A 24,883-nucleotide genomic window follows, 5' to 3' on the forward strand; every position below is an offset into this window, starting at 1 on the left:
CTGCCATGACCCGCACCGCCGACGCGCAAGCCATCACCGCCGTGATCCAGGACTACATCCAGGGCACCAAGGACCGCGACATCGCCAAGCTCAAAGAGGTGTTTCACCCGAATGCCGTCATGGCCGGCTACCTCGGGCCGAACCTTTTGGCAGGATCGCCTGACCCCTTTTACGCCCATCTCGAGGCGAACCCGCACGCGCCCGACCCCTACGCCGGGGAGATCGTCGGCATCTCCGTCACAGGGCGCATCGCAACTGCCGAGCTGCACGAAGACAATCTTTACGGCATGGCCTTCGTCAACCACTTTCACCTGCTGAACGAGGACGGTACCTGGCGGATCACAGCCAAGCTCTTCCATCATGACTAGGCCCCGCTTTCACACGCTGACCATTGCCGATGTGCGCCGGGACACCGCCGACGCCATCGAGCTCCGCTTTGCCGTGCCGGAGGCGCTGAGGGAGGCGTATGCTTTCACCCCTGGCCAGTACCTGACCCTGCGCGCAGAGGTGGACGGTCAGGACACCCGCCGCAGCTACTCGATCTGCGCGCCGGTTGGGTCCGAGACATTGGCCGTCGGCATCAAGCGCATCGACGGCGGCGCCTTTTCGAGCTTTGCCCAGAGCCTCACCCCCGGCGATCAGATCGACGTCATGGTCCCCCAGGGCCGCTTCACTGCGCCCGTCGGCGGCCAGCACGACTACCTGCTGCTTGCCGCGGGCTCGGGCATCACGCCCATGGTCTCCATCGCGACTTCCGTGCTCGACGGCGAACCGGGCAGCACGGTGACCCTCGCCTACGCCAACCGCTCCACCGATCAGGTGATGTTCCGCACGGCCCTCGAAGACCTCAAGGACCGCTACCTGACACGTTTCCTCCTGACTCACGTGATGGACGAGGAAGCGCAGGACGTGGAGCTCTTCAACGGTCGGCTCGACGCGGAAAAGATCGACACGATGGCGACCCGGGGCCTGATCCAGCCACTGCTCTACGATGCGATCTACATCTGCGGTCCCCAGCCGATGATCGAGGCGGCCTCGTCCGCGCTCGAAGCGCTCGGTGTGCCGAAAGAGCGCATCCGCTATGAGCTCTTCACCCCCTCGACGCCTATGCGCACGCCACCCGCGCGGAAGATGCCCGAGGGCGCTGCGGTCGACGTGGTGCTTGATGGCGCGCGCCGGACCGTGCGCCTCAAGGAGGGCGAGGCGTTCCTCGACGCCGCGCAAAACGCCGGGCTCGACATCCCCTATTCTTGCGCCAACGGCATGTGCGCCACCTGCCGCTGCAAGCTGACCGAAGGGCAGGCGGAGATGATCCAGAACTTTTCCCTCGAACCCTGGGAGCTCGAGGCCGGCTTCATGCTTGCTTGCCAGATGCGCCCGGTGTCGCCCCGCGTTGCCATCGATTTCGACGCGGTCTAGCGGGCATGAAATCCTGTCTCGATTAGCAGAAAACTGAGACCTGCCGCCTCGTTTTTTGCATCCGCCGGTGCCAAAGACCCTTCCCTTGGCGCCGTGCGCGCGGCAGGAAAGGGGCATGGACCTCGACCTCAAGTATCCCGCCCTCAGCGACCTGCGCCGCCGGGCCAAGCGCCGCCTTCCCAAGTTTGCCTTTGAGTACCTCGACAGCGCGACGGGGCGCGAGCTGGGTGCGCAAATCAACCGCGATGCGCTCGATGCGATCCAGTTCATGCCGCAAATCCTGCACGGGCTGATCGAAGCCGAGCTCGAGACGGACTTCATGGGGCAACGCTTTGCCGCGCCCTTCGGGATCGCGCCGCTCGGCATGTCGGGGATGATCTGGCCGGGGGCGGAGCGGCTGCTGGCGCAAGCTGCCGTGCGCCACAACATCCCGTTCTCGCAAAGCACCGTCGCCGTCGCCGCGCCGGAGGACACCGGACCGCATGTCGGGAACAACGGCTGGTACCAGCACTACCCGGTGCGCGACGTCGAGATCCGCCGTGACATGATCCGGCGGATCAAGGAGGCCGGGTTTACCAAGCTGATCGTGACCGTAGACGTGCCGGGCGAAAGCCGCCGCGAGCGCCAGCGCCGCGCGCTGATTTCGATGCCGCCGGTGATGAACCTGCCGACGCTCTGGACCATGGCGCTGCACCCGACGTGGTGCCTCAAGATGCTGCCCGAGGGCGCGCCGCGGATGAAGTTCATGGACGACTACATCCAGGCGACCGGAACCAAAGACAAGTTCATCCACGCGGGCCGCGTGATCCGGGGATGGCCCGACTGGGACTACATCAAGGGCGTGCGCGAAGAATGGGACGGCGACCTGCTGGTCAAAGGCGTGATGGTCCCCGAAGACGCCAAAGCGCTGGTCGACATTGGCGTCGACGGCATCTGGGTCTCAAACCACTCCGCACGCCAGTTCGAGGCGAGCCCCGCCTCCATCACCCAGCTTCCCAAGGTGCGCGCGGCGGTCGGTCCCGACGTGCCGATCGTGTTCGACAGCGGTGTGATCGGCGGGCTCGACATCTGCCGGGCGCTCGCGTGGGGGGCGGACTTCGTGATGCTCGGCCGCGCATGGCACTACGCCGTCGCCGCGTTTGGCGCCAAGGGGATCGACCACCTGAACCATATCCTGCGCGCCGACATGCAGGCCAACATGAGCCAGATGGGATGCACGCGGCTGGACCAGCTCGCTTCGCGTCTGGTGGAGCCGGTGCCGGCCTGACCGCGCACAGCACAACGGAGAGACACGGATGCCGACCTTCTTTGACCGCGATGGCGTGAGCCTGCACTACGCCTATTCCTCTGGAAACGGCACGCCGCTCGTCTTTGCCAATTCGCTCGGCACGGACTTTCGCATCTGGGATGACGTCGTGGCCGGGTTCCCGAACCACCCGGTGCTGCGCATCGACAAGCGCGGGCACGGGTTGAGCGGCAATGGCCCGACCTCCATCGCCATCCTCGCAGAAGACCTCGCCGCCTTGATGGAGCACCTGGGCCTTTCTGGTGCACTGATCTGCGGCGTCTCGGTTGGCGGGCTCATCGCCCAGCAGCTGGGCCATGCGCGCCCCGACCTCGCGGCGCGGCTGGTGCTGATGGATACGGGGATGAAGATCGGCACGGACGCCATCTGGAACGAGCGGATCGAGATCGCGCAGTCGGGCGGCACCGAAGCCATGGCCGACGCGGTCATGGACCGCTGGTTTTCCGCAAGCTTCAAGAAGACGCGCCAGACGGAACTTGCAGGCTACCGCACCATGCTCTGCACCATCTCGAACGCCGGGTATGCCGATGTCAGCCGCGCGATCCGCGACTGCGACCTGAGCGAACAGACACCGCACCTGACGCAACCTTGCCACGTTCTCGTCGGCGGCGATGACCAGGCGACGCCGCCGGCTCTGAACAAGGCGCTTGCGGACGCCATCCCCGGTGCCAGCTACAGCGAAGTGCCCGGCGTCGGCCATCTGCCCTGCATAGAGACACCCGATGCGGTGATCGCCGCGATCCAGTCGACGCTCAACGCCTAGCTTTGCCCGTGGAGGGGGCCAGCCCCCGCGCTTCGCGCCCCCCGGAGTTTATCTCGGAAGATGAAGCTGAAGCGGACCCTCGTCCTTCTTCTGGCTAAGGGCTCCGCCCGTTCACAGGCGAAACGCTCCACTGGAGCGTTTCCGGGAAGCTTGCTCACTCCCCGCCGGAGGCTCCCGAAGGTGACGCATCGCAGGCATCAAAAGTCAGGTGATCACGTCAGGCGCATCCCGGCCTGTGTGCTTTGCAATACCGGCGATCTCGTCGGCTGCGGCAATGACCGATGCAAGCGCGTCTTGCGCGTCGGCGGCGAGGTTGGCGGGGTCTGTCTCGAGCTGTTCGAGGTAGACGCGGATGGTGGCGCCTTCGGTGCCGGTGCCCGAGAGGCGGAAGACGACGCGGGCGCCGCCTTCGAACCAGATGCGCAGGCCCTGGCCGGAGGACACCGACCCATCCACGGGGTCGGTGTAGGAGAATTCGTCGGCGGCGCTGACCGTGAGGCCAGAGGCGGAGGTTCCAGGCAATTCGGCGAGGCGCGCGCGCAGGCCGTCCATCAAGGCGTTGGCGCGGTCTGTTTCAACGGCTTCATAGTCGTGACGGGAATAGTAGTTGCGGCCGTAGGTCTTCCAGTGATCTTGCATGATCTCGGCCACGGATTGCTGGCGGACCGCCAGGATGTTGAGCCAGGCAAGCACCGCCCAGAGGCCGTCTTTTTCGCGAACGTGGTCGGAGCCCGTGCCGGCGCTTTCCTCGCCGCAGATCGTGGCGCGGCCGGCGTCGAGCAGGTTGCCGAAGAACTTCCACCCGGTCGGGGTCTCGAAGGCCTCGATGCCAAGTGCCTCGGCCACCCGGTCGGACGCGCCGGAGGTGGGCATGGAGCGGGCGACACCGGCGAGGCCAGAGGCATAGGCCGGGATGTGGGTGGCGTTTGCGCAGAGGACGGCGAGCGAGTCCGAGGGCGTGATGTAGATGCCGCGCCCGACGATCATGTTGCGGTCGCCGTCCCCGTCGCTGGCCGCGCCGAAGTCGGGGGCATTGTCGCCCATCATCACGTCCATCAGGTCCTTGGCCCAGATCGGGTTGGGGTCGGGGTGGCCCTTGCCGAAATCCTCGCTCGGGGTACCATTCACCACGGAGCCCTTGGGCGCGCCGAGCCGGTCCTCGAGGATGGCGTGGGCGTAGGGGCCGGTGACGGCGTGCATGGCGTCAAAGCGCAGGCGGAAGCCGCCCGCGATCATCGATGCGATGGCGTCGAAATCGAAGAGCTGCTCCATCAGCGCCTCGTAGTCGGCGACGGGGTTGACCACTTCGACGGTCATGTCGCCCATCGCCGTCTCGCCCAGCGCGGACAGGTCGACGTCCTGTGCCTCGAGGATATGGTATTCGGAGACCTCCTGCGTGGCGGCATAGATACGCGCGGTGATCTCTTCATTCGCGGGGCCGCCGTTGGCGGAATTGTACTTCAGTCCGAAATCGGCGTCAGGCCCGCCGGGGTTGTGGGAGGCCGAGAGGATGATGCCGCCGTCTGCCTTGCGCTGCCGGATGAGGTTGGAGGCGGCAGGGGTCGAGAGGATTCCGCCCTGTCCGACGATGACGCGCGCCGCGCCGCTGGCGGCGGCCATGCGCATCACCACCTGGCAGGCGCGGTCGTTGAAATACCGCCCGTCCCCGCCAAGCACGAGGGTCTTGCCCTCTACACGGCCGATTCCGGTCCACACGCTCTCAACGTAGTTCTCTAGGTAGTGCGGCTGCATGAACACGGTTGTCTTCTTGCGCAGGCCGGAGGTGCCGGGCTTCTGGCCGTCGATGGGGGTGGTGGGGATGGTGGTGATCTGCATCAAACCGCTCCGTTGCGTCCTGCGGCGCGCATGATCGCGCCTGTGTCGTTAAGCGTTTCTAGTCGGTGCCAGCCCTCGGGGTCTATCCCCAGGCGTCGTCGCCAATTGGGATGTTCGGTGATCGTCCCCGGCAGGTTGGGCTGGGCGGTGAGCGACAGGAGGTCCTCGGCCTGCACGGCGACGAGCCGCGCGCGGGTCTTGGCGAGGAAGGCCTTCATATGTTGCAGGGAGTTGCCGCCCATGACTTCGGCCAGCTCGGCCAACTGGTCACGGCGTTCTTTGCGTGCCTGCTCAAGCGCGTCGCCCTTCAAGCCGCCGAGGGACGCCCAGGCGTCGAGGTCGGTGCCGGCCTTCCAGCCTTGAAACGTCGGCAGGTCGTGAGTGGAGAAGCTGGCAATCGTGCCTTCGCGGTAGTGTTGCGGGCGGCGGGGGCCTTTGGCAGTTCGCTCGAACATGGTAAGGGCGCAGCCGAGGAGGCCGGACGTGGAAAGCGCGGCGCGCAGTCCGTTTGGCACGTTGCCGAGGTCCTCGCCCACCAGCGTTGCACCAGCGCGTGCGGCTTCGATCCGGGCGACGGCGAGCATCGCCTCGCGCGGCATGCGGACGTAGGCGCCGGGCAGATCGCCGCCCTCCGGCACCCAGAAGGCGCGCTCGAAGCCAAGGATGTGGTCGATCCGCAAAAGCCCGGCAAAGCGCAGCTGGGCGCGCAGGGTTTCGGCAAGCGCGGCAAATCCCGTCTCGATCAGGTGGCGCGGATTGAGGGGCGCAAGACCCCAGGTCTGGCCGTCCGGGGAGAAGGCGTCTGGCGGCGCGCCGAGGGAGACGCCGCGGGCAAAGGCGTCTGGGTCCTCCCATGTCTCCGCGCCGTAGGGGTGCGTGCCGACGGCGAGGTCGAGGTAGAGCCCGAACCGCATGCCGGCGGCGGTGGCGCGCGACTGGGCGTCGGTCAGCTCGGTCTCTGCGCGCCATTGGAGCCAGGCGTGAAAGGTGACGGCGTCCAGGTCGGGAGTGCCGGTGTTTGCGGGCCAGCTGTCCCAAGTGGGGCCGTGAGTTTCGGCGAGCGCTTCGTAGGTGGCGAAGCGTTCGAGTGCGGAGTCCTGCGCGGCGCGCCACGTGAGGAAAGCAGGATCGTTCGGAGCGAACTGCGCGCGGAGGGCGTGCATCCGGGCGGGGACGTCCGAGGCGTAGTCAATGAGCGGCGTGCCTGTACCTGCTTTGCCGGCCTCGAGGAAGAGCGGGTTGAGCCGCCGGCGGTGCGAGGGCGAGTAGGGCGAGATCATCGCCGGATCGCTGGGAAAGCCGGCGTGCACGGGGTTGAGGCCGAGAAAGCCCGCGCCTGCTTCAGCGGCCGCTTCGGCGACAGTGCCAAGGTCGGCATACGTGGCGAGGCCAGCGCGGCGCAGGCCGTAGAGCGGGACGATCACGCCCCAGTCGCGAGGCGGCAGGGGCAAGGTCTCGGGCGCGGTCAGGAGCCAGGTCGTCTTGCCGGCGTGGGACAGCTTGTGCCGTCCGAGCGGCAGCGGGGGTAGCAAGCCTTGTCCGCTTTCGGCGCCGCCATCCTCGAACGTCAGCGTCCAGGGGTCGGCGATCTCGGGACGTGCGCCGATGGTGCAGACCCGCCAGTCGATCGAAGGGTCGGTGGCCGGTCCCATTGCCTCGGCCAAGGCGGCGCGGGTGGCGGGCGTCGTGCGCCGGACCGCGCCGGTCACGTCGCGGTAGCTCGGCAGGATCGTGGTCACGGGCGCTCCAACACGCAAACGGCCACCGAATGGGCGGCCACGTCGAGTGTCTCCCCGAGGTCGGGCGAGGCCGGCACGCCACTCTCCTGATCGGTCGAAATGCGCCAGCGCCAGACCCAGCCTTCCTGCGCTTCGGGCAGGGTCACCTCGACGGCATCGCCCACGTTGAACACGAGAAACAGCGCCTCTTCGCGCGCCGCGTAAAGCGGGGTGCCTGAGGCGGTGCGCATCTCGGCGCAAAGGACGTGGCAGGTCTCGTCGTGCCAGTGGTCCTCCTCCATAGGGGTTCCGTCGGGCCGCCACCAAAAGAGGTCGCAGACCCCGTCGATGCGCCGCTCGCGCGAGTGCAGGAACCGTTTCTGGCGCAGGATCGGGTGCGCCTTGCGGAAGGCGATCATCTCCCTGGCAAACGCGAGAAACGCGCCGTCAGCCTGCTCCCAGTCGAGCCAGCTGATCTCGTTGTCCTGACAATAGGCGTTGTTGTTGCCCCATTGCGTGCGCCCGATCTCGTCCCCGCCGAGCATCATCGGCGTGCCCTGGCTGAGCATCAGCGTGGCAAAGAGGTTGCGCCGCCGCTGCGCGCGCGCGGCCAGGATCCTCGGATCGTCCGTCTCGCCTTCGACGCCCATGTTGTCGGAATGGTTGGCGCCGTGTCCGTCGCGTCCGTCCTCACCGTTGGCGTGGTTGTGGCGCTCGTTGTAGCTGACCACGTCCATGAGGGTGAACCCGTCATGCGCCGTGATGAGGTTGACCGAGGCGGTGGCGTGGCGGCGCGAGTGGTCGAACTGGATCGCCGAGCCCGTCAGGCGGTTGGCCAGGTCGGGGATCAGGCCCGGCTCCCCGGTCCAGAAGCGGCGCACGCCGTCGCGGTACTTGTCGTTCCACTCGGCAAAGGGCGGGGGGAAGCCGCCGAGGTTGTACCCGCCCGGCCCGATGTCCCACGGCTCGGCGATGAGCTTGACCCCGGCGAGCACCGGGTCCTGCCGGATCGCGTCGAAGAAGGCGGCGTTGCGGTCGAACCCCTGCGGCGTCCTGCCAAGCGTCGCGCAGAGGTCGAACCGGAAGCCGTCGACGCCCATCACCTGCACCCAGTAGCGCAGGCTGTCGAGGATCATGCGCAGCACCATTGGGTGCTCGACGTTCATCGTGTTGCCCGTGCCGGTGTCGTTGATCGTGTGCCTCCGGTCGGGCGCCAGCCGGTAGTAGGCGTAATTGTCCAAACCGCGGAACGAGAGCGTGGGACCCTGGTGGTCCCCCTCCCCGGTGTGGTTGTAGACCACGTCCAGCAGCACCTCGATCCCGGCGCCGTGGAACCGGCGCACCATGTCCTGGAACTCGGTCAGGCTATTGCCCGCCATGTACCGCGGCTCGGGCGCGAAGAAGCTGAGGCTTTGGTACCCCCAGTAGTTCGTCAGGTCCTTGTCGACCAGAAAGCGGTCGTTGAGGAAGGCGTGGACCGGCAAGAGCTCGATCGCGGTCACACCCAGATCGGTTAGGTGGTCGAGCATCGGCTGGGAGGCCAGCGCGGCATAGGTGCCGGGATGTTCCACGTCGGTCCGCGCGGCGGTCATGCCTTTGACATGCGCCTCGTAGATCACCGTCTCCTCAAGCGGGGTGTTCGGCGCGTTCGTGCGGTCGAAGGGCTGGGGATCTTCGACCACGCAGCGCGGCATGTAGGGCGCGCTGTCCCGGCGGTCGGGGCGTTCGTGAAACGAGCGCATCGCATAGCCAAAGAGCGCGTCGTCCCAGTCGGGATGCCCCGTCACGCGCTTGGCGTAGGGGTCCATGAGCAGCTTGTTGCGGTTGAAGCGGTGGCCGTCGACAGGCCGGTAGGGACCGTCCGCGCGCAGGCCATAAAGCTGGCCGGGACGCAGGCCAGGCACGTAGCCATGCCAGATGCCGCCTTCGTGTTCGGGCAGGTCGAGCTTTTGCAGCTCTTCGGTCCCGTCCTCCGAAAAGAGGCACACCGTGATGCGCGCGGCGTTGTCGGAAAAGACGGCAAAGTTCACACCCTGCCCGTCAAAGGTCGCCCCGAGCGGCTCGGGACGGCCTGCGATCATTTCGAAATTCATGCGTGGATCAGGTCCTGATAAAGCGCGGCGTAGGCTTTGGCCGATGTCTCCCAGCCAACCGGATGCGCCATCGCGTTCTTTTGCATCTGCGCCCAGAGGGCGGTGTCGCGGTAGGTCTCCACCACCTGCCGCAGCGCGCCGGCGAGCGCGTGGGCGCTGACGGGGGTGAACTGGAAGCCGGTGGCGACGCCTTTGACTTCGGTGGCTGGCGTCAGCGGGATCACGGTGTCGGCAAGCCCTCCGGTGAGGGCGACCACGGGCAAGGTGCCGTGCGACAGGCCGTAGAGCTGGGTGAGACCGCAGGGCTCGAACCGGGAGGGGACGAGGATCGCGTCGGCACCCGCGATGAGGCGGTGCGAGAGCGCCTCGTCATAGCCGATGAAGACGGCGACACCGGGATGCTCTTCAGCGCGGGCCTTCCACGCCGCTTCGAGGGTAGGATCGCCAGAGCCGAGCAGGATCATCTGCCCGCCATTGTCCGTCAGCACCGGCAGCGCATCGAGCAGGACATCCAGCCCCTTTTGCGACGTCAGGCGCGAGACCACCGTGCAAAGCGGGCCATCCCAGTCGGGCAGATCGAACTCCTTGCGGAGGGCTGCCTTGTGCTTGGCCTTGCCGCGGGCGGTCTTGTAGGGCGCGCCCCAGACGTCGAGGTCGATGCCATTGAGAATGCCGCTCAGATCCCCCTCGCGGTGCTGGAGGAGACCATCGAGGCCCATCCCGAACTCGGGCGTCATCAGCTCGCGCGCGTAGGTGGGCGAGACGGTCGTGATCTTGTCGGCATAGGTGAGCCCGGCCTTGAGGGCGGAGACCTGCCCCCAGAACTCGTACCCGCCTTGGGTAAAGTCCTCGGGCGGCAGGTGCAGCTTTTCGACGTGATCGGCGGAGGCCATCCCTTGAAAGGCGATGTTGTGCACCGTCATCACGGTCTTGGCGCTTGCGCCGCGTTGGCGGAGATATACTGGAGTCAGGCCCGCCTGCCAGTCGTGCAGATGCACCAGCTCTGGCTGCCAGCCGCCCACCCCTTCGGTCGCGATCAGCGCCGCCGCAAGCGAGAGCGCGGCAAAGCGTTCGGGATTGTCCGGCCAGTCTTCGCCGTCAGGCCCGGTGTAGATCGCGCCCTCGCGGTCAAAGAGATGCGGCGCGTCGAGGATGTAGAGGTGCAGCCCCTCGTGATCCGCCTCGAGCACGCGCGCGGTGCCGCCGAACATCGGCCAGGCGCCAACCTCTTTGCCGGTCACCCGCGCCTTCACCTTGGGATAGCCCGGCAGGAGCGTCCGCATCTCGACGCCCAAAGGCGCAAGCGCCCCCGGAAGCGCGCCCGCGACGTCCGCGAGACCGCCGGTCTTGACCAGCGGCACGCATTCGGAGGTGACCGAGAGGACCGCTATCCGTTCTTGACGTTCCATGCGTCCATCATTGCCTTTGTGATCAGGGTCACGCCGCCTTCGGAGACGCGGAAAAATTCCTTGTCCGCTTCCCGGTCCTCGCCGACGACAAGGCCCTGCGGGATGTGCACGCCCCGGTCGATCACACATTTGGAAAGCCGCGCATGCCGGCCCACGACCACGTCGGGCAACGCGACGACGCCCTCCATCTGCGCGTAGGAGTTGGTGTGCACGTTGGTGAAAAGCAGCGAGTTGCGGATCTCGGTCCCCGAGATGATGCACCCGCCCGCAATCATGGATGACACCGCCTGCCCGCGCCTGTCCTCCTCGTCGTGGATGAACTTGGCCGGCGGGACGCTCTCGGCATAGGTCCAGATCGGCCAGTTGCGGTCCCAGAGGTCCAGCTCGGGGGAAAAGTCGGTCAGGTCGATGTTCGCCTGCCAGTAGGCGTCGATCGTGCCGACGTCGCGCCAATAGGCTTCGGCGCCTGGCGCGTGCTTGACGCAGCTGTCGGTGAACCGGTGCGCCTGCGCTTTGCCGTTGGCGACGATGTAGGGGATGATGTCGCCGCCAAAGTCATGCTTGGACTCGGCATCCCCCTCGTCCCGCAACAGCAGCTCGCGCAGGAAAGTCCATTTGAAGACGTAAATCCCCATCGAGGCCAGCGCATGATCCGGGTCACCCGGGATGCTCGGCGGATCGGCGGGCTTTTCGACAAAGTCGGTGATGCGGTCGGTCTCGTCGACATCCATCACGCCAAAGGCCGTTGCCTCCATCCGCGGCACGGTGAGACAGCCGACAGTCACGTCCGCCTCGGTGTCCACGTGCTGCTGCAGCATCAGCTCGTAATCCATCTTGTAGATGTGATCGCCCGCCAGGATCAGCACGTAGTCGACGTCATAGCTGTCCACGATGTCGATGTTCTGCGCGACGGCGTCGGCGGTGCCGAGGTACCACTTGTCCTCGCTCACCCGCTGTGAGGCGGGCAGGATGTCGAGATACTCGTTCCGCTCGGCGCGAAAAAACGACCAGCCGCGCTGGCAGTGCCGGATCAGCGAGTGCGCCTTGTACTGCGTGGCGATCGACATCTTGCGGATGCCGGAGTTGAGCGCGTTGGAAAGGGCAAAGTCGATGATCCGTGTCTTGCCACCGAAATAGACCGCCGGTTTGGCCCGGGTGTCGGTCATCTCCTTGAGGCGCGAGCCACGTCCTCCGGCCAGAACAAAAGCCATGGTGCGACTTGCAAGCCGCGGTGCTGGAGTTGCCATCGTCTTTCCCCTCCCAGGGTACGTCAGGTGAGCCGCTCTCGGGCGCGGCCCTGTCGTCAGTCTCTCACGAGATACACCGCCCCGAGCGGTGGAAGTGTCACTGTGGCATGGGCAGGCTGTCCGTGGCTTTCCCCCTCGAACGCCTCGACGCCGCCGTAGTTGCCGCTGTTGCTGCCGCCGTAGATTTCGGCGTCGGTGTTGAGCACCTCGCGCCAATGGCCCGCCGAGGGCATGCCGATCTTGTACCCTTCTCGCGCCACGGGGGTGAAGTTGGCAAGCACCACCACCTCCGGGTCATCAGGACCGCCGCGGCGCACCCAGGAAAAGACCGAGTTCGCGGTATCCCCGCCCTCGATCCATTCAAAGCCCTCGGGCTCGCAGTCTTTCACATGCAAGGCGGGCGTCTCGCGGTAGAGCGTGTTCAGATCGCGCACCAACAGCTGGACGCCCCGGTGCATCCCGCCCTGTGCCGCACCCCAGTCGAGCGAGGCGTCATGGTTCCACTCGCGGCGCTGCGCGAACTCCTGCCCCATGAAGAGCAGCTTTTTCCCCGGATGCCCCCACATGAACCCATAGTAGGCGCGCAGGTTCGCGAACTTTTGCCAATCGTCGCCCGGCATCTTTTCGAGCATCGCGCCCTTGCCATGCACCACTTCGTCATGGCTGATCGGCAGGATGAAGTTCTCGGAGAACGCATAGTCGATCCCGAAGGTCATCTTGTGATGATGGTATTTGCGGTGCACCGGGTCTTCCTGGATGTATTCGAGCGTGTCGTTCATCCAGCCCATGTTCCACTTGTACCCGAACCCCAGGCCGCCCTGGTCGACCGGGCGGGACACACCGGGGTAGGAGGTCGATTCCTCCGCCACCGTCATGATCCCCTCGTGCGCGCCATAGCTCTGCACGTTCATGCCCTGGAGCATGGCAATCGCTTCGTAGTTCTCGCGCCCGCCGTCCTTGTTGGGGATCCACTCGCCGTCTTTGCGCGAATAGTCGCGGTAGAGCATCGAGGCCACCGCATCCACCCGCAGCCCGTCGATGTGGTACTCGTCGAACCAATAAAGCGCATTGGCCTGGAGGAAGTTCGTCACCTCCTTCCGCCCATAATTGTAGATGAGCGTGTTCCAGTCCTGGTGAAAGCCTTCCTTGGGGTCGGCATGCTCGTAAAGCGCCGTGCCATCGAACTTGCCGAGACCGTGATCGTCGGTAGGGAAATGCCCCGGCACCCAGTCGAGCAGGATGCCCAGCCCCGCCTCATGCGCCGCGTTCACCAGATCGCGGAACTCATGCGGCGGACCAAAGCGGATCGTGGGCGCATAGAGGCCCACGGGCTGGTATCCCCAGGACCCGTCAAACGGGAACTCGCTGATCGGGAGAAGCTCGAGATGGGTAAAGCCCATCCATTTGGCATAGTCCACAAGCTCGACGGCAGCTTCCTTGTAGGAGATCGGGCGTCCGTCCTCCCGCCTCTTCCAGCTCCCGAGGTGCACTTCATAAACCGAGATCGGCGCGGTGCGGGCGTTGCGCCCTGCCCGCTCGCCCATCCACTGGGCGTCGTCCCAGCCATAGCCGCGGATGTCGCGCACGATGCTTGCCGTCTCCGGAGGGTGCTGGGAGCCGAACCCTACCGGGTCCGCCTTTTGCGGCAGGCGCTCTCCATTCGGCCCGGTCATCGCGTATTTGTACGCCGCACCATCGCCAACGCCGGGGAGGAAGATTTCCCAGACCCCCGTCGCCCCGCGCTTGCGCATCACATGCCGTCGGGCATCCCAGGCGTTGAAGTCACCTACGACCGACACCACCCGCGCGTTCGGCGCCCAGACCGCGAAATGCGTGCCGTGCGCACCTTCGTGTTCGCGCACATGCGCGCCGAGCGTGTGCCACAGCTTCTGATGCGAGCCTTCGCCCAGCAGGTACTCGTCGATCTCCCCCAGCACCGGACCAAAGCGGTAGGGGTCCTCGACCTCCCACTGCCCGCCGAGACCGTTGTCTCCGATGAGCGTGTAAGGCTTGGCGCCTGCAACCTTGCCCCAAAAGAGCCCCGGCCGATGCGGCACCGGATCGAGCGGGTATTTCTTGCCACCCGCCTTCCCCCACATCTGCGCCGCGCCGGGATCAAAGGCGCAGACATACCGCGTGCGCCCCACCTTGTGCGGCCCGAGCACGGAGAACGGGTCACCGTGCCGCCCTTCGATCAGCGCCTGACTTGCTTCCTCGCTGAACGGCAGGTCCGTCATGCGCTCTCCAACAGGCTCTTGGCGCCCCAGATGTCGGCCATGTACCCCTTGATCGTGCGGTCCGAGCTGAACCAGCCCGAGCGCGCGATGTTGAGGCCCGCCATCTTGGTCCACGCTGTCTGGTCCGCGTAGGCCGCGTCCACCTCGCGCTGCGCGCGCCAATAGTCGGTGAAGTCGGACGCGACGAGGAAGTAGTCCGGCCCCGTCAGGTTCTCCACGATGCTGTCGAAATGCGGACCAAAGGTGCCTTTGCTGACCGCCTCGACCGCTGCCGTCAGGCGCGCATCGGCGTCCACTGCCTTCCGCGCATGGCCCTCGACCTCGCGGCGCGCCACAACCTCCTCGGCGGTCATGCCAAAGAGGAAGAAGTTCTCCGCCCCGACCCGTTCCCGGATCTCGACATTCGCGCCATCGAGCGTGCCGATGGTCAGCGCTCCATTCAAAGCGAATTTCATGTTGCCGGTGCCGGAGGCTTCCTTGCCCGCAGTGGAGATCTGCTCGCTAAGGTCCGAGGCCGGGATCAGGCGTTCGGCCATCGTCACGTTGTAGTTCGGCAGATACGCCACCTGCAGCAGATCGCGCGTTGTCTCGTCGGCGTTCACCACTTCGGCCACCGCGTTAATCAGGTGAATGATCTCCTTGGCGAACACATACCCAGGCGCCGCCTTCCCGCCAAAGACCTTGAGCCGCGGCGTCCAGTTCCCGTTCGGGTCGTCCTTGATCGCCTGCCAAAGCGCGATGGTTTCAAAGATGTTGAGGTGCTGGCGCTTGTACTCGTGGATGCGCTTGATCTGCACGTCGAACATCATCGCCGGGTCGACGTCGACGCCGTGGGCGTCCGCCATCCAGTCCGTCAGCTCTGTCTTGTTGGCGCGCTTCACCTCGGCGAGACGCTCGGCAAAGCTGCTGTCGCCCAGATGCGGTTCGAGTTGAGCGAGCTGTTCCAGATCGCCCACCCAGCCATCGCCAATCGCCTCGGTCACAAGGCTCGACAGGCGCGGGTTGCAGGTCTTGATCCATCGGCGCGGGGTCACGCCGTTGGTCTGGTTGAGGATGCGCTCGGGATGCAGGCGGTCGAGCTCGGCAAAGACCGTCTCCCGCATCAGGCCGGTGTGCAGCGCCGAGACGCCGTTCACGCGATTGGCCATGATGAAGCTCAGCTCGCCCATCTTGACCTCGCCGCCTTCGAGCACCGAAACCGTCCGTTTCGGATGCGCCTTGGCATGTGCCGCGTCGATGCGCGCGACGATGTCGAGATGGCGCGGCAGGAGACGTCCAAAGAGCCCTTCACCCCACCGCTCCAAAGCCTCCGGCAGAAGCGTGTGGTTGGTGTAGTTGAGCGTGCGCTGCGCGAGGTCCATTGCGCCTTCGAACGGCAGGCCGTGCTCGTCGGTGAGCAGACGCACCAGCTCGGGCCCTGCCACGGCGGGGTGCGTGTCGTTCATCTGCACGGCCACGAGATCCGGGAGCGCGTCCCATTTGTGCCCGCGCGACTGGAAGCGGTCGAGGATGTCGCGCAAAGCGGCAGCGGTGAAGAAGAACTCCTGCTTGAGCCGCAGCTCCTCACCCTCGGGCGTGGTGTCGTCGGGGTAAAGCACGCGGCTGATCGTCCGCGCGAGCGCCTCGCCTTCGGCGGCGCCGGCATAGTCGCCCGCGTTGAACCGCGTCAGATCGAAGGGCATCACGGGGCGCGCGGAGAAGAGCCGCAGCGTGTTGACCCATTTGCCCTGCCAGCCCACGACCGGCATGTCCGACGGCTGCGCGATCACCGCGCCGTCCGGCCACCAGCCCGCGTCGCCTGCGGTGCCGCCAAACCCGATCAGCTGATCGCGGTGCGGGCGGGCCATCGGCCAGGGCGAGCCTTCGGCAAGCCACGTCTCAGCCGCCTCGGCCTGACGCCCGCGCGCAAAGGATTGTTTGAAGAGCCCGTGCTCATAAAGGATGCCGTAGCCGTAGGCGGGACAGCCCAGCGTCGAGAGTGATTCGAGGAAACACGCCGCCAGCCGGCCCAGTCCGCCATTGCCCAGGGCGGCGTCGGGCTCGTGGCGGATCACCGTGTCAAAGTCCTGCCCGTGCCGCTCGAGCAGCGCGCGTGCCGCGTCCGTCTGGCCAAGGTTTGTGAGTGCGTCTTCCAGAAGACGGCCCACCAGGAACTCCATCGAGAGGTAATTGACTTCCTTGGCATCTTTCGCCGCGGCCTGCCCGTCGAGCCACGTCGCAGCGGCCCGGTCCCGCACTGTGAGCGCTAACGCTTGCCACCAGGCTTGAGGCCCGGCCTCGTGCGACGCCAAGCCCAGGGTCAGGGCCAGATGGCGCTCTGCACCTGCGGCGAGGTCAAATCCGTCATCCATGATATCACGTGCCATCCCGTGCACCTTTGTTGTCTCGTTTGCTCGAAGACGAAGGTATGACGCGGCTTTGCGGGAAGTTGCAAGACACCCCGATTCGCCGTTCCCTTTGCGTGACTTTACGCCGACAGACGCGACGCCTGGTCGCGCGGCGCGGGGGCGTGCGCAACGTCCTCGAACGCGATGCGGTGCCAGTCTCCCCAGGCGCCGATGTCATCACGCGCCACCGCTTCGCGCAGCGCCTCCATCCGGGCGCGCACATCGGTGTCCGACATCTCGAGCGCGGCCAGGATCGCATGATCCATCGAGCGGTGCGAATAGGGGTTGGTCAGTACGGCAGCAGAAAGCTGGACGGCAGCGCCGGCAAACTCCGACAGCACGAGAACGCCCTTGCCGTCCGTGCGGCTCGCGATGAATTCCTTGCAGACGAGGTTCATCCCGTCGGCAAGCGGCGTGATCCACGCCACGGCGGCCTGCTGGTAATAGGCGATCAGCTGATCGAACGGCACCGCGTTCGACATCAGCGACACCGGTTGCCAGCCGAGCTTGCCGAAGCGGCCATTGATGCGCCCTGCGGTCTGCTCGATCTCGTCCTGGACGGCGGCGTAGACCTCCATCCCGCGGTTGGCGCTGACCGAGACGTGCATCAGGCGGAGCTTGCCGTGCAAGTCCGGGTGCGCCTCGAGGATGCGCTCGAAACTCTGCAGCTGTTCGACGCCGCCCTTGGTGTAGTCGGTGCGCCCGACGGACAGGATCAGCCGCGCATCACCCAGCTCGGCCGCGATGTCGGCACCCAGCCGCGCGGTCTCCTTGGATGCTGCTCGCTCTTCGATGAAATCGACGTCCACGCCCACCGGCGCGACGGAGACCTGGACCTCCCGTCCGTTGTGCTCGAGCCGTTCGGTCACCGACCGCTCGGTCAGCCCGGTGCCTTCGTTGATCCACTGGTCCGGCACCTTGGCGCGCGCCACTTCGGTCACGTCAAGGAGCGAGCGCGCGACGCTGACAAAGTTCGCCGCATAGCGCGGAATGTGGAAGCCGACGATGTCTGCGGCCAGCAGGCTCTCGATGATCTCGCGCCGCCAGGGCAGCACATTGAACATGTCCGCCGAGGGGAAGGGCGTATGGTGGTAGAACGCGATCCTGAGGTCCGGGCGCATCTGGCGCAGGTACCCCGGCACCAGCCACAGGTTGTAGTCGTGCACCCACACAACCGCGCCCAGCGCCGCCTCCGCCGCCGCCGCTTCGGCAAAGGCGCGGTTCACGTCGCGAAAGTTCTGCCAGTCGACGGGGTCGTAGTTATACCGCTCCTTGAAGGCGTGCAGGATCGGCCAGAACGCCTCCTTGGAGGTCACGTGATAGAACTCGCGCACCTGCTCTGACGTGAGCGGCAACCGCGAAACGGTATACTTGCCGTAGACATCGTTCATTTCGATGCGCTGCTCGAAGCCGGGGTTCTTTACGTCCTCGGCCAGCTTCCACGCAATCCACGCCCCGTGGTCGACCCGCCCGAAAAAGCTCTTGAGCGTCGGGACGATGCCGTTCGGGCTCTTGTTCTCCCGAAAGACGGTCTTTCCGTGCTCCTCAACCTCTTCGTAAGGCTGGCGGTGGTAGACGATGACCAGGTCGGACGACATGTCAGCTCCTCAGGGGGTTGGGGTGAAGATCAAATGCGCGGATCGCTTCGGCAATGCCTGCGGCGCCGGGGGCTTCGGCGAAATGCGTGCGCGGCGCATCTTTCAGGGCGGGGATCAGGGCCGGCTCGGAAAGACCGACGGCGACGGATGGTGTCTGCAGCGTCAGCATCGACAGGTCGTTGAGCGTGTCACCCGCCGTCAGCACGTTGCCGTGCGGCACGCCGAGGTGCTTCAGCAGACGCAGAAGAGACGGCCCCTTGCTCACGCCGCGCGGCAGAACGTCGACGAACTGGTCGTCCGAGACGAGGCAATCGAGGCCCATCTGCGTGACCGTGTCGATCACCCGGTCGCGGTGCACCTCGAACGTCACCGGGTCCATGTGAAAGCTCATACGGTAGCGGAAGAGCCCCTTTTGCGGCTTGAGCCCGGGGATGTGCGCCAGGGCGCCCTTCACCTTGGGACCGGCATTGTCCCATGCCTTGGCGATCTCCGCCTCGAGCGCGTGCATCGGCAGGATCACGTCATCTACCACGCGCGCGATGGTCGTGCCAACGTCACCGATCACGTATTCGGGCATCGGCAGGCCGTAAAGGTCGCATAGCTCGTGGATAAAACCCGGATCGCGCCCCGTCACAAAGATCAGCCCGACACTTTGGCGGTTGTCCTCGATCCAGTTGTAGAGCCGCTCGCGCGCCTCAGGTGTGCCGCCGAGAAACGTCCCGTCGAGGTCCGTGGCCAGGTAGAACCTGTGCGCGGCGTCCGCTGTTGTCTCTAAGGCAGTCATGTCAGCCCCTTTCGAGTGTTACTCCGCCGCCGTGGTGAGCGCGGCGGGATGCGCCACGGCAAAGTCCATCGCGTCCGGCTCCGCCCATTGCGGCTGCGCCCAGAGCGCGGCAAAGGTCGCCGGTAGATCGGCATCCGCGTGGAGAATGTCGCGCACGGCCGTCGCGACGGGCATCTGCACCCCAAGCCGCTCTGCCAGTGCGCAGACGTTGATCGCATTGTGCTCGCCCTCGACCACCACTGGTCGGCCCTCGAAACACTCGGCGCGCGCAAGACCCTGGCCCAGCTGGTGACCCAGCGACATGTTGCGCGACGTGGTGGACGAGCAGGTCAACGAGAGATCCCCGAGCCCTGCGAGCCCCATGACGGTCTCGTCCCGCCCGCCGAGCGCCGACACGAGCCGCCGCATCTCTGCGAGCCCGAGCGTGATGAGCGCCGCGCGGGTGTTCTCGGCGTAGCCCGCGCCCGCCATCATGCCACAGGCGAGCGCGATGACGTTCTTGACGGCGCCGCAAATCTCGACGCCGGCCACGTCGTCGCTGATGTGCGTGCGGAAGGTCTGCGAGCCAAGCGCCCGCGACAGGCGCACTGCGACGCTCTGCGACGGATCGAGCCGGTCGTAATGTGAAAACGGAAAGGCGATGGTGGCCGCCGTCGGGTGACGCTCGATCGCTTCGGCGGCAAAGGTCGGCCCGGACAGCACGCCGATCGGGTGGCCCGGCAGCTCTTCCTCGGCGATCTGCGTCATCAAGAGGCCGGAGCCTTCTTCTATCCCCTTGGCGCAGACGGCGACGGGCACACCGGGGGCAAGGTGGGGCGCCATGGCGGCACAGGCCTCGCGTACCGCGACACTTGGCACGACGAGCAGAACGACGTCGGCGCCGTGCAGGGCGGCGGGAAGGTCGGTCGTCGCAGACATCCTGTCCGGCAGGCGCACACCCTCGAGGTAGGCTGGGTTCTCGGACCTTTCCGCAATGGCCTCGATGACGCCTGCATCGCGTCCCCAAAGGCGCACGGAGCGCCCGGCGTGGCAGGCCAATGCCGCAAGCGCCGTCCCCCACGAGCCGGCGCCAATGACAGCAACGGTCGAAATTTCCGCAGGCAGCGAGCCACCCTTGAGTGTCGTTGGATTGATCACGCGTGTACCCCATCTGTGCGCAGTCTTGACGCTGCGCATGCGAGGGAAACGCAAATGGGCGCCTTCGGTTCCCGAATTCCTGCCAATCGCTGCCGCGTGGCGCCGTGGCTCGATGACCGCTTACGTGCGCCGGGACGCGGCCCGTTGTCCACAGCCGGAAGACAGCGCGTGCTGTCAGATCAGGCAAAAAGCGCAGGAATTAGGCGCCGCGCCGCCTCAAGGGGCAACCCATTGACCTCGCCACGCGCCGCTGTCCCGCAGGTAGGTCGCCCGCACATGCCGCTTTGCACCAAGATGCAGCACCTCCGCCGCGTGACACTGCAGATGCAGCACAAGGTACCGGGCCAGCTCCGCACCCGGGGTGAAGTCATCCGGCGCTGAAATGGGAACGCCCGGTGTCGGCGTACCGCCGTAGACCTCACGCGCGGCCTCGGGCATGTTGCGCCACGCCTCTTCGGTGCCCGGCACCATCTCCACGCGCGCCTTGAGCCTGATCTGGAGCGACTGCTTTGGCACCCAGACGTGCAGGCTGCACCGCGGGTCTGCCCGCAGCTCGCGCACCTTGGCCGTCGCTGCATCGGTCTGAAGGCGGGCCACACCGCCCTGCCAGCCGCGCAGCACCAGCACGCGCTGCTCGGGCCCGTCGGGCCCCGTGGTCGCCAGAACCGGGTGCCGTGCAGGGTGCTTGCGGTCCGCAACGCCGCGCGTCAGCGCCGTCTCCGCCATGCGCCACAGCGCGTCGAGCGTCTCAGGATGGTCCGTCATAACCCGTCATCTCCAGGTAGCCCCGCCCGGTGTGCGAGCCCGTCGCCCGCACCGGACCCTCCCAGTAGCGGATGGTGGTGTCCATCCAGCAATCGTCCCGCTCTGCGACGACCTCGATGTCGACCGCGAACCGCGCCACCGCGAGCCGCCAGCGCAGCGGGACACGGCGCCCCTGCACCACGCGCGCCTCGAGCGGGGTCAGGACGACCTCCCCGGGTCCCAGCGCCTGCGTCTGCCCGTCCGGCAGGATCCAGGTCCCGGAGGTGAAGTGCCTCCCGTCCGTGCTCCGCAGGCCAAAGGCCATCAGCCGCAGGCCCTCCGCGAAAGTCAAAGAGAACCAGTCCCAACCGCTCTGATCCGGAGAGAGCGGCTGCGACGACCACTCCCGGTCGAGCCAGCCCTGCCCGGTGACCTGCACCGCACCTTCCTGCGTCTCGACCTCGCCGGAGGCGCGAAAGAAGGGCTGCGAGTAGTAAAAGCTCGCCTGCCCGTCCTCGGACTTGACCGAGTAGCCCGCGTCCCCGTGAAAGACGAGCGGTCCCTCTGCCTCCAGATCAAGCGCGTAGCGGAAGGCAGGACCGCCGGCACTCACGCGCATCCGGTCCATCGCATCCCCCTCGGCCGCGACACTCGCAAGGCGCCACTCGTCGATCCACGCCTCGAGCGGCAGCACGACGCCCGCGGTGCCGACGCGCCCCCGGCTGAACCGCTCCGTGCTCAGATGCGCGTCCGGTGTGGTGAGCGCCGCGTGCCCCATCCAAAGCTGCGCGCCGTTCGGGGCAAAGGCCGAGCGAAAGAGCGTCCACTGCACGCCATAGGCGCGCCCGTCGTCGCCCTCGAGCGTCACCGTCAGGTACCACCACTCGATCCGGTAGGCCGGGTGCGCGCCGTGATCCTCGGGAAAGGTGAACGCCGCCCCGCGTTGCGGCACGGCAAAGCCCTCTGCATCGGTGCCGAGCCCGGCAAAGCCCTGCGCCTCGAGCAGGCCCGGCGCCGCCGCAAGGCCGAGGATGAGCGGCCGCCTACGCATCGGCCGCCGCCACCTTGAGCAGGCGGAAGGGACCCTGCCGCATGAGCATCAGCGCCGGCCAGGCCGCCGCCACAAGCGTCGCCACCACCGCACTTGCGCCGAGCACCAGCCAGTCGATGGGGAAGACCGACATCGGCAGGCGCCAGCCAAACGCCTGCACGTTCACGATCGTCAAAAGCACCCAGGCGAGCATCAACCCCAGCGGGATCGAGAGCGCCCAGACCATTACCGCAAGCGCCAGCGTGCGCGCACCCTCAAAGAGCGCAAGCGCCCGCGACGGCAGCCCCATGGACCAGACCGGCGCCAGATGCGGCAGGCGCAGGTCCGAGAGCGTCAAAAGGCTGGTCCAGAGTGCGAACCCCGCAACCCCAAGCGTCAGCACGTTGAGCGCACCGGTGATCAGGAACGTCCGCTCGAACACATCGAGCGAGAACGCCTTGACTTGGCCCTGATCGACCACATTCGGTGGCGGCAACGCGAACCCCGCCCGCAGCGCCTCCACCAATTCTGCGCTTGTCTCCGGCGCCACGCGCACGGCAAAGCGCAGCACCTCCGGCTGCACCACGTGAGCGGCGACGAGATCGCTCAGACCCATGATCTGCGGACGCGTGTTGCCGTAGTCGGAATAAACGCCCAGCACCTCCGCCCGCCACGCGCCCGTGACCGCAATCTCCTGCCCCAGCGCCAAAGCGTTCCGGCGAAAGAGCTGTTCATTGACGAGAATGCCCGCGCCCGCCTCGAACCGGGTCCAGACATCCGCTTCGGCGGCAACCAACGGCCAGTGGTCGCGATAGGTGGCGTGCGGGACCACTCCGTACGCCACCCCCGGAACACCGAGCAGCGGCAGGTCGACCGACCAGATCGGCAGCACCGCCGTGACGTCCTCGCGGGCAGAGAGCCAACCGCGCAGCTCCTGCGCCTCCTCGCCCGAACGCGCGGTGACATAGACCTCCGCCGCCAGCCGCTGGTCGAGCCATCCGATAAAGGTCGTGCGGAACGAGCCCACCATAGTGCCGACCCCGACATTGGCCGCCAGCGCCAGGAGCAGCGCCATCAGCGCGAGCGAGAGCCCCGGCACCTGCGCTTCGGTATCGGCCACCGCCCAGCGCGGCAGGCCCGGGCTCACGATGCGCCGCGCGAGCCCCAGCAGCGCCATCAAGAGCCACGGCAGCATCAACGCCGCCCCCAGGAGGAGCGCGGCAAGGCAGGCAAACCCGGCGATCAGGCTCTCGGCCAGCACGGAAAGGAGCGCCGCAACCAGCACGAGCAGAGCGCCGGCACCCGCCTGCCAGCGCGCCATCCGCCCCACGTCGCGCGTCGCCCGGTCCGAGCCGGCCCGCGCCAAAAGCGGCAAACGCACCAGACGCCAGCCGGCCCGGGCGCCCGCGAGCGCCGTCCCACCCAGCGTCATCGCCAGACCCGCGACCGCCCAGACCGGATCGAACTGCATCTCAAGACTTGCCCTCGCCCCGTAAAGCCCCTGCAGCGTGTCCGACACACCCGGCATCAGCAGGCCCGCCAGCGCGTACCCAGCGGCAAGGCCCAGCGCGCCCGCCACCAGAGCGATCAGCCCCAGTTCGACCGCAAAGGCACCAAGCACGCGACCCGGCGCCATGCCGATTGCGCGCAGCGTGCGGACCGAGCCCTCGCGCTGGTGCACTGCCAGGCCAATCGCCGACTGCACGATGAAGAGCCCCACCGCAAAGCTCAAAAGGCCAAAGGCCGTCAGGTTGAGGTGAAAGCTGTCCGTGAGACCGGCGATGTCCGACGTGTCCTCCGGCGTGATGCGCTGCAGCGCCGTGACCTCCTCCAGCGGCGGTATGCCCAGCGGCTGTGCCTGCGCGACCAGCAAATGGTCGAACCCTGCGACGACCAGCAGCTCCCGCGCCTGCGCGAGGTCCGTGATGAGCGTGCCGCGCGGCACATCCGCTGAGGCCAGCACCGGCGCACCGGGCGCAAAGCGCGCCACGTCCTCCGGCGCGACCAGCCAGACACCGGGCGCCGTCAGGAATGCCTCGATCGTGACCAACCCGTCGGCAAAGGCGGCCAGCCCGGCGCGCGGCGGCGTCGTCAGCGGGTCGATCCCTAGCACCTGCACGCGCAGGTCCCCGATCCGCGCCCGCCCCTCGACCACCGGAGAGACAAGCCAGCCCGCGCGCCTTAGCTCCGTCACCTCGTCCCAGGTGATCCGCGCACCCGGCGCGGGCACAAGCCGATCGAGGCTGTCCTGCCCCAGCACCGCGGCAGAGGCGGCGTAGCTCGCCCGCGCCTGCGCGTTCAGCGCCTGCACCCCGGACCAAAGCGCAGTGGCCAGCACCAGCCCCCCGACCAGCGTCAACAGCTGCAAGGGATGCCGCCGCCAGTGCGAGATCAGGACACGCAGCGCGACCCTCATGCCGCGATCTGCCCCTTGCTCAGATGCACCTGCCGGTCCAACCGCGCCGCGAGCCGCGGCGAGTGGGTCACCATCAGGCAGGCCGTCCCGGTCTCCCGCGTCAGCTCTAGCATCAGGTCCATCACCCGGTCCGCCGTCTCCTCGTCGAGGTTGCCGGTCGGCTCGTCCGCGAACAGCACATCCGGCCGCGCCGCAAGCGCCCGCCCGATTGCCACGCGCTGCTGCTGCCCGCCCGAAAGGTCCTCCGGGCGGCGGCACATCAGCGCGCCCAGCCCCAGCCGCTCGGCCAGATCGTCGCAGACGGCGGCGTCGTACCGCCCCGCCATACGCGCGTGCAGCGCCATGTTCTCGGCCACGCTCAGCGACGGCACGAGGTTCAACGCCTGGAAGACGATCCCGAACCGGTCGCGCCGCAGCCCTGCCCGCGCGGCATCACCCAGCGCCGAGATGTCCTGCCCTTCGAGCAGCACTTCACCGCTGTCTGGCACGTCGAGCGCGGCGAGCAGATGCAGGAGCGTGCTCTTGCCCGACCCGCTCTCCCCCGTCAGCGCCAGCGTCTCCCCGCGCGCCAGTTCCAGCGAAACGCCGCCCAGCACTTCCACCCGGCCGGTGCGGCTGGGATAGGACTTCACAAGGGTGCGTGCGGTCAGCATGGTGCCTCTTTCGGGAGCATCTTCGTCCGGGCGTCCCACGCCAGATAGGGCGCCCGCCTTGGCTTGCCCACAGGTGCCGCAATTTACCCCATCCACCACCCGCGAA

Annotated in this window: 18 protein-coding genes; 4 read left to right on the forward strand and 14 right to left on the reverse strand. The window is 67.0% G+C overall.

Annotated elements, in window-relative coordinates; all coding sequences use genetic code 11:
* The first annotated feature begins 5 nt into the window (after positions 1-5).
* From ACU0B3_RS08405 to pcaD, 4 genes are all read left to right on the forward strand, one after another.
* Complete coding sequence (locus ACU0B3_RS08405) at positions 6-368, forward strand: nuclear transport factor 2 family protein (RefSeq protein ID WP_446260399.1); 363 nt, start codon at positions 6-8, stop codon at positions 366-368.
* Positions 361-1,419 carry a 2Fe-2S iron-sulfur cluster-binding protein gene (locus ACU0B3_RS08410; RefSeq protein WP_446260400.1) on the forward strand — a complete coding sequence of 353 codons (1,059 nt, stop codon included), beginning with the start codon at positions 361-363 and terminating at the stop codon, positions 1,417-1,419. Before ACU0B3_RS08405 ends, ACU0B3_RS08410 begins: the two co-directional genes overlap by 8 nt.
* A 115-nt stretch (positions 1,420-1,534) precedes the next feature.
* On the forward strand, positions 1,535-2,686 hold the full coding sequence (locus tag ACU0B3_RS08415; protein WP_446260401.1) for an alpha-hydroxy acid oxidase: 1,152 nt from the start codon (positions 1,535-1,537) through the stop codon (positions 2,684-2,686).
* Between the two features lie 28 nt (positions 2,687-2,714).
* Positions 2,715-3,488: a 3-oxoadipate enol-lactonase gene (pcaD, locus tag ACU0B3_RS08420; protein ID WP_446260402.1), complete on the forward strand. Its 774-nt coding sequence runs from the start codon at positions 2,715-2,717 to the stop codon at positions 3,486-3,488.
* A gap of 204 nt (positions 3,489-3,692) precedes the next feature.
* Here pcaD and ACU0B3_RS08425 read toward each other — a convergent pair whose 3' ends face one another.
* The 14 genes from ACU0B3_RS08425 to ACU0B3_RS08490 form a co-directional block, all read right to left on the reverse strand.
* Positions 3,693-5,324 carry an alpha-D-glucose phosphate-specific phosphoglucomutase gene (locus tag ACU0B3_RS08425; protein ID WP_446260403.1) on the reverse strand — a complete coding sequence of 544 codons (1,632 nt, stop codon included), beginning with the start codon at positions 5,322-5,324 and terminating at the stop codon, positions 3,693-3,695.
* Positions 5,324-7,063, reverse strand: a complete 1,740-nt coding sequence (locus ACU0B3_RS08430) for a 4-alpha-glucanotransferase (protein ID WP_446260404.1) — start codon at positions 7,061-7,063, stop codon at positions 5,324-5,326. The genes ACU0B3_RS08425 and ACU0B3_RS08430 overlap by 1 nt, the downstream gene beginning before the upstream one ends.
* Positions 7,060-9,135 carry a glycogen debranching protein GlgX gene (gene glgX / locus ACU0B3_RS08435; protein WP_446260405.1) on the reverse strand — a complete coding sequence of 692 codons (2,076 nt, stop codon included), beginning with the start codon at positions 9,133-9,135 and terminating at the stop codon, positions 7,060-7,062. Before glgX ends, ACU0B3_RS08430 begins: the two co-directional genes overlap by 4 nt.
* Entirely contained in the window at positions 9,132-10,544 is a 1,413-nt protein-coding gene (glgA, locus tag ACU0B3_RS08440) for a glycogen synthase GlgA (RefSeq protein ID WP_446260406.1), read from the reverse strand. Before glgA ends, glgX begins: the two co-directional genes overlap by 4 nt.
* On the reverse strand, positions 10,523-11,755 hold the full coding sequence (gene glgC, locus ACU0B3_RS08445) for a glucose-1-phosphate adenylyltransferase (RefSeq protein WP_446260407.1): 1,233 nt from the start codon (positions 11,753-11,755) through the stop codon (positions 10,523-10,525). The genes glgA and glgC overlap by 22 nt, the downstream gene beginning before the upstream one ends.
* Before the next feature lie 92 nt (positions 11,756-11,847).
* Positions 11,848-14,028, reverse strand: a complete 2,181-nt coding sequence (glgB, locus tag ACU0B3_RS08450) for a 1,4-alpha-glucan branching protein GlgB (protein WP_446260408.1) — start codon at positions 14,026-14,028, stop codon at positions 11,848-11,850.
* Positions 14,025-16,394, reverse strand: a complete 2,370-nt coding sequence (locus tag ACU0B3_RS08455; protein WP_446260409.1) for a glycogen/starch/alpha-glucan phosphorylase — start codon at positions 16,392-16,394, stop codon at positions 14,025-14,027. Before ACU0B3_RS08455 ends, glgB begins: the two co-directional genes overlap by 4 nt.
* Before the next feature lie 101 nt (positions 16,395-16,495).
* Positions 16,496-18,013 carry a glucosylglycerol-phosphate synthase gene (ggpS, locus tag ACU0B3_RS08460; protein ID WP_446260410.1) on the reverse strand — a complete coding sequence of 506 codons (1,518 nt, stop codon included), beginning with the start codon at positions 18,011-18,013 and terminating at the stop codon, positions 16,496-16,498.
* A 1-nt stretch (position 18,014) separates the two neighbouring features.
* Positions 18,015-18,797, reverse strand: coding sequence for an HAD-IIB family hydrolase (locus ACU0B3_RS08465; RefSeq protein ID WP_446260411.1), 783 nt, complete (start codon positions 18,795-18,797; stop codon positions 18,015-18,017).
* An 18-nt stretch (positions 18,798-18,815) separates the two neighbouring features.
* Complete coding sequence (locus ACU0B3_RS08470) at positions 18,816-19,934, reverse strand: NAD(P)H-dependent glycerol-3-phosphate dehydrogenase (protein WP_446260412.1); 1,119 nt, start codon at positions 19,932-19,934, stop codon at positions 18,816-18,818.
* Positions 19,935-20,150: 216 nt separating this feature from the next.
* Entirely contained in the window at positions 20,151-20,699 is a 549-nt protein-coding gene (locus tag ACU0B3_RS08475; RefSeq protein ID WP_446260413.1) for a pyridoxamine 5'-phosphate oxidase family protein, read from the reverse strand.
* On the reverse strand, positions 20,683-21,729 hold the full coding sequence (locus ACU0B3_RS08480) for a lipocalin-like domain-containing protein (RefSeq protein WP_446260414.1): 1,047 nt from the start codon (positions 21,727-21,729) through the stop codon (positions 20,683-20,685). The genes ACU0B3_RS08475 and ACU0B3_RS08480 overlap by 17 nt, the downstream gene beginning before the upstream one ends.
* On the reverse strand, positions 21,722-24,124 hold the full coding sequence (locus ACU0B3_RS08485) for an FtsX-like permease family protein (protein ID WP_446260415.1): 2,403 nt from the start codon (positions 24,122-24,124) through the stop codon (positions 21,722-21,724). The genes ACU0B3_RS08480 and ACU0B3_RS08485 overlap by 8 nt, the downstream gene beginning before the upstream one ends.
* On the reverse strand, positions 24,121-24,777 hold the full coding sequence (locus tag ACU0B3_RS08490; protein ID WP_446260416.1) for an ABC transporter ATP-binding protein: 657 nt from the start codon (positions 24,775-24,777) through the stop codon (positions 24,121-24,123). Before ACU0B3_RS08490 ends, ACU0B3_RS08485 begins: the two co-directional genes overlap by 4 nt.
* Positions 24,778-24,883 lie beyond the last annotated feature (106 nt).

Source organism: Pseudaestuariivita sp., assembly GCF_052825805.1.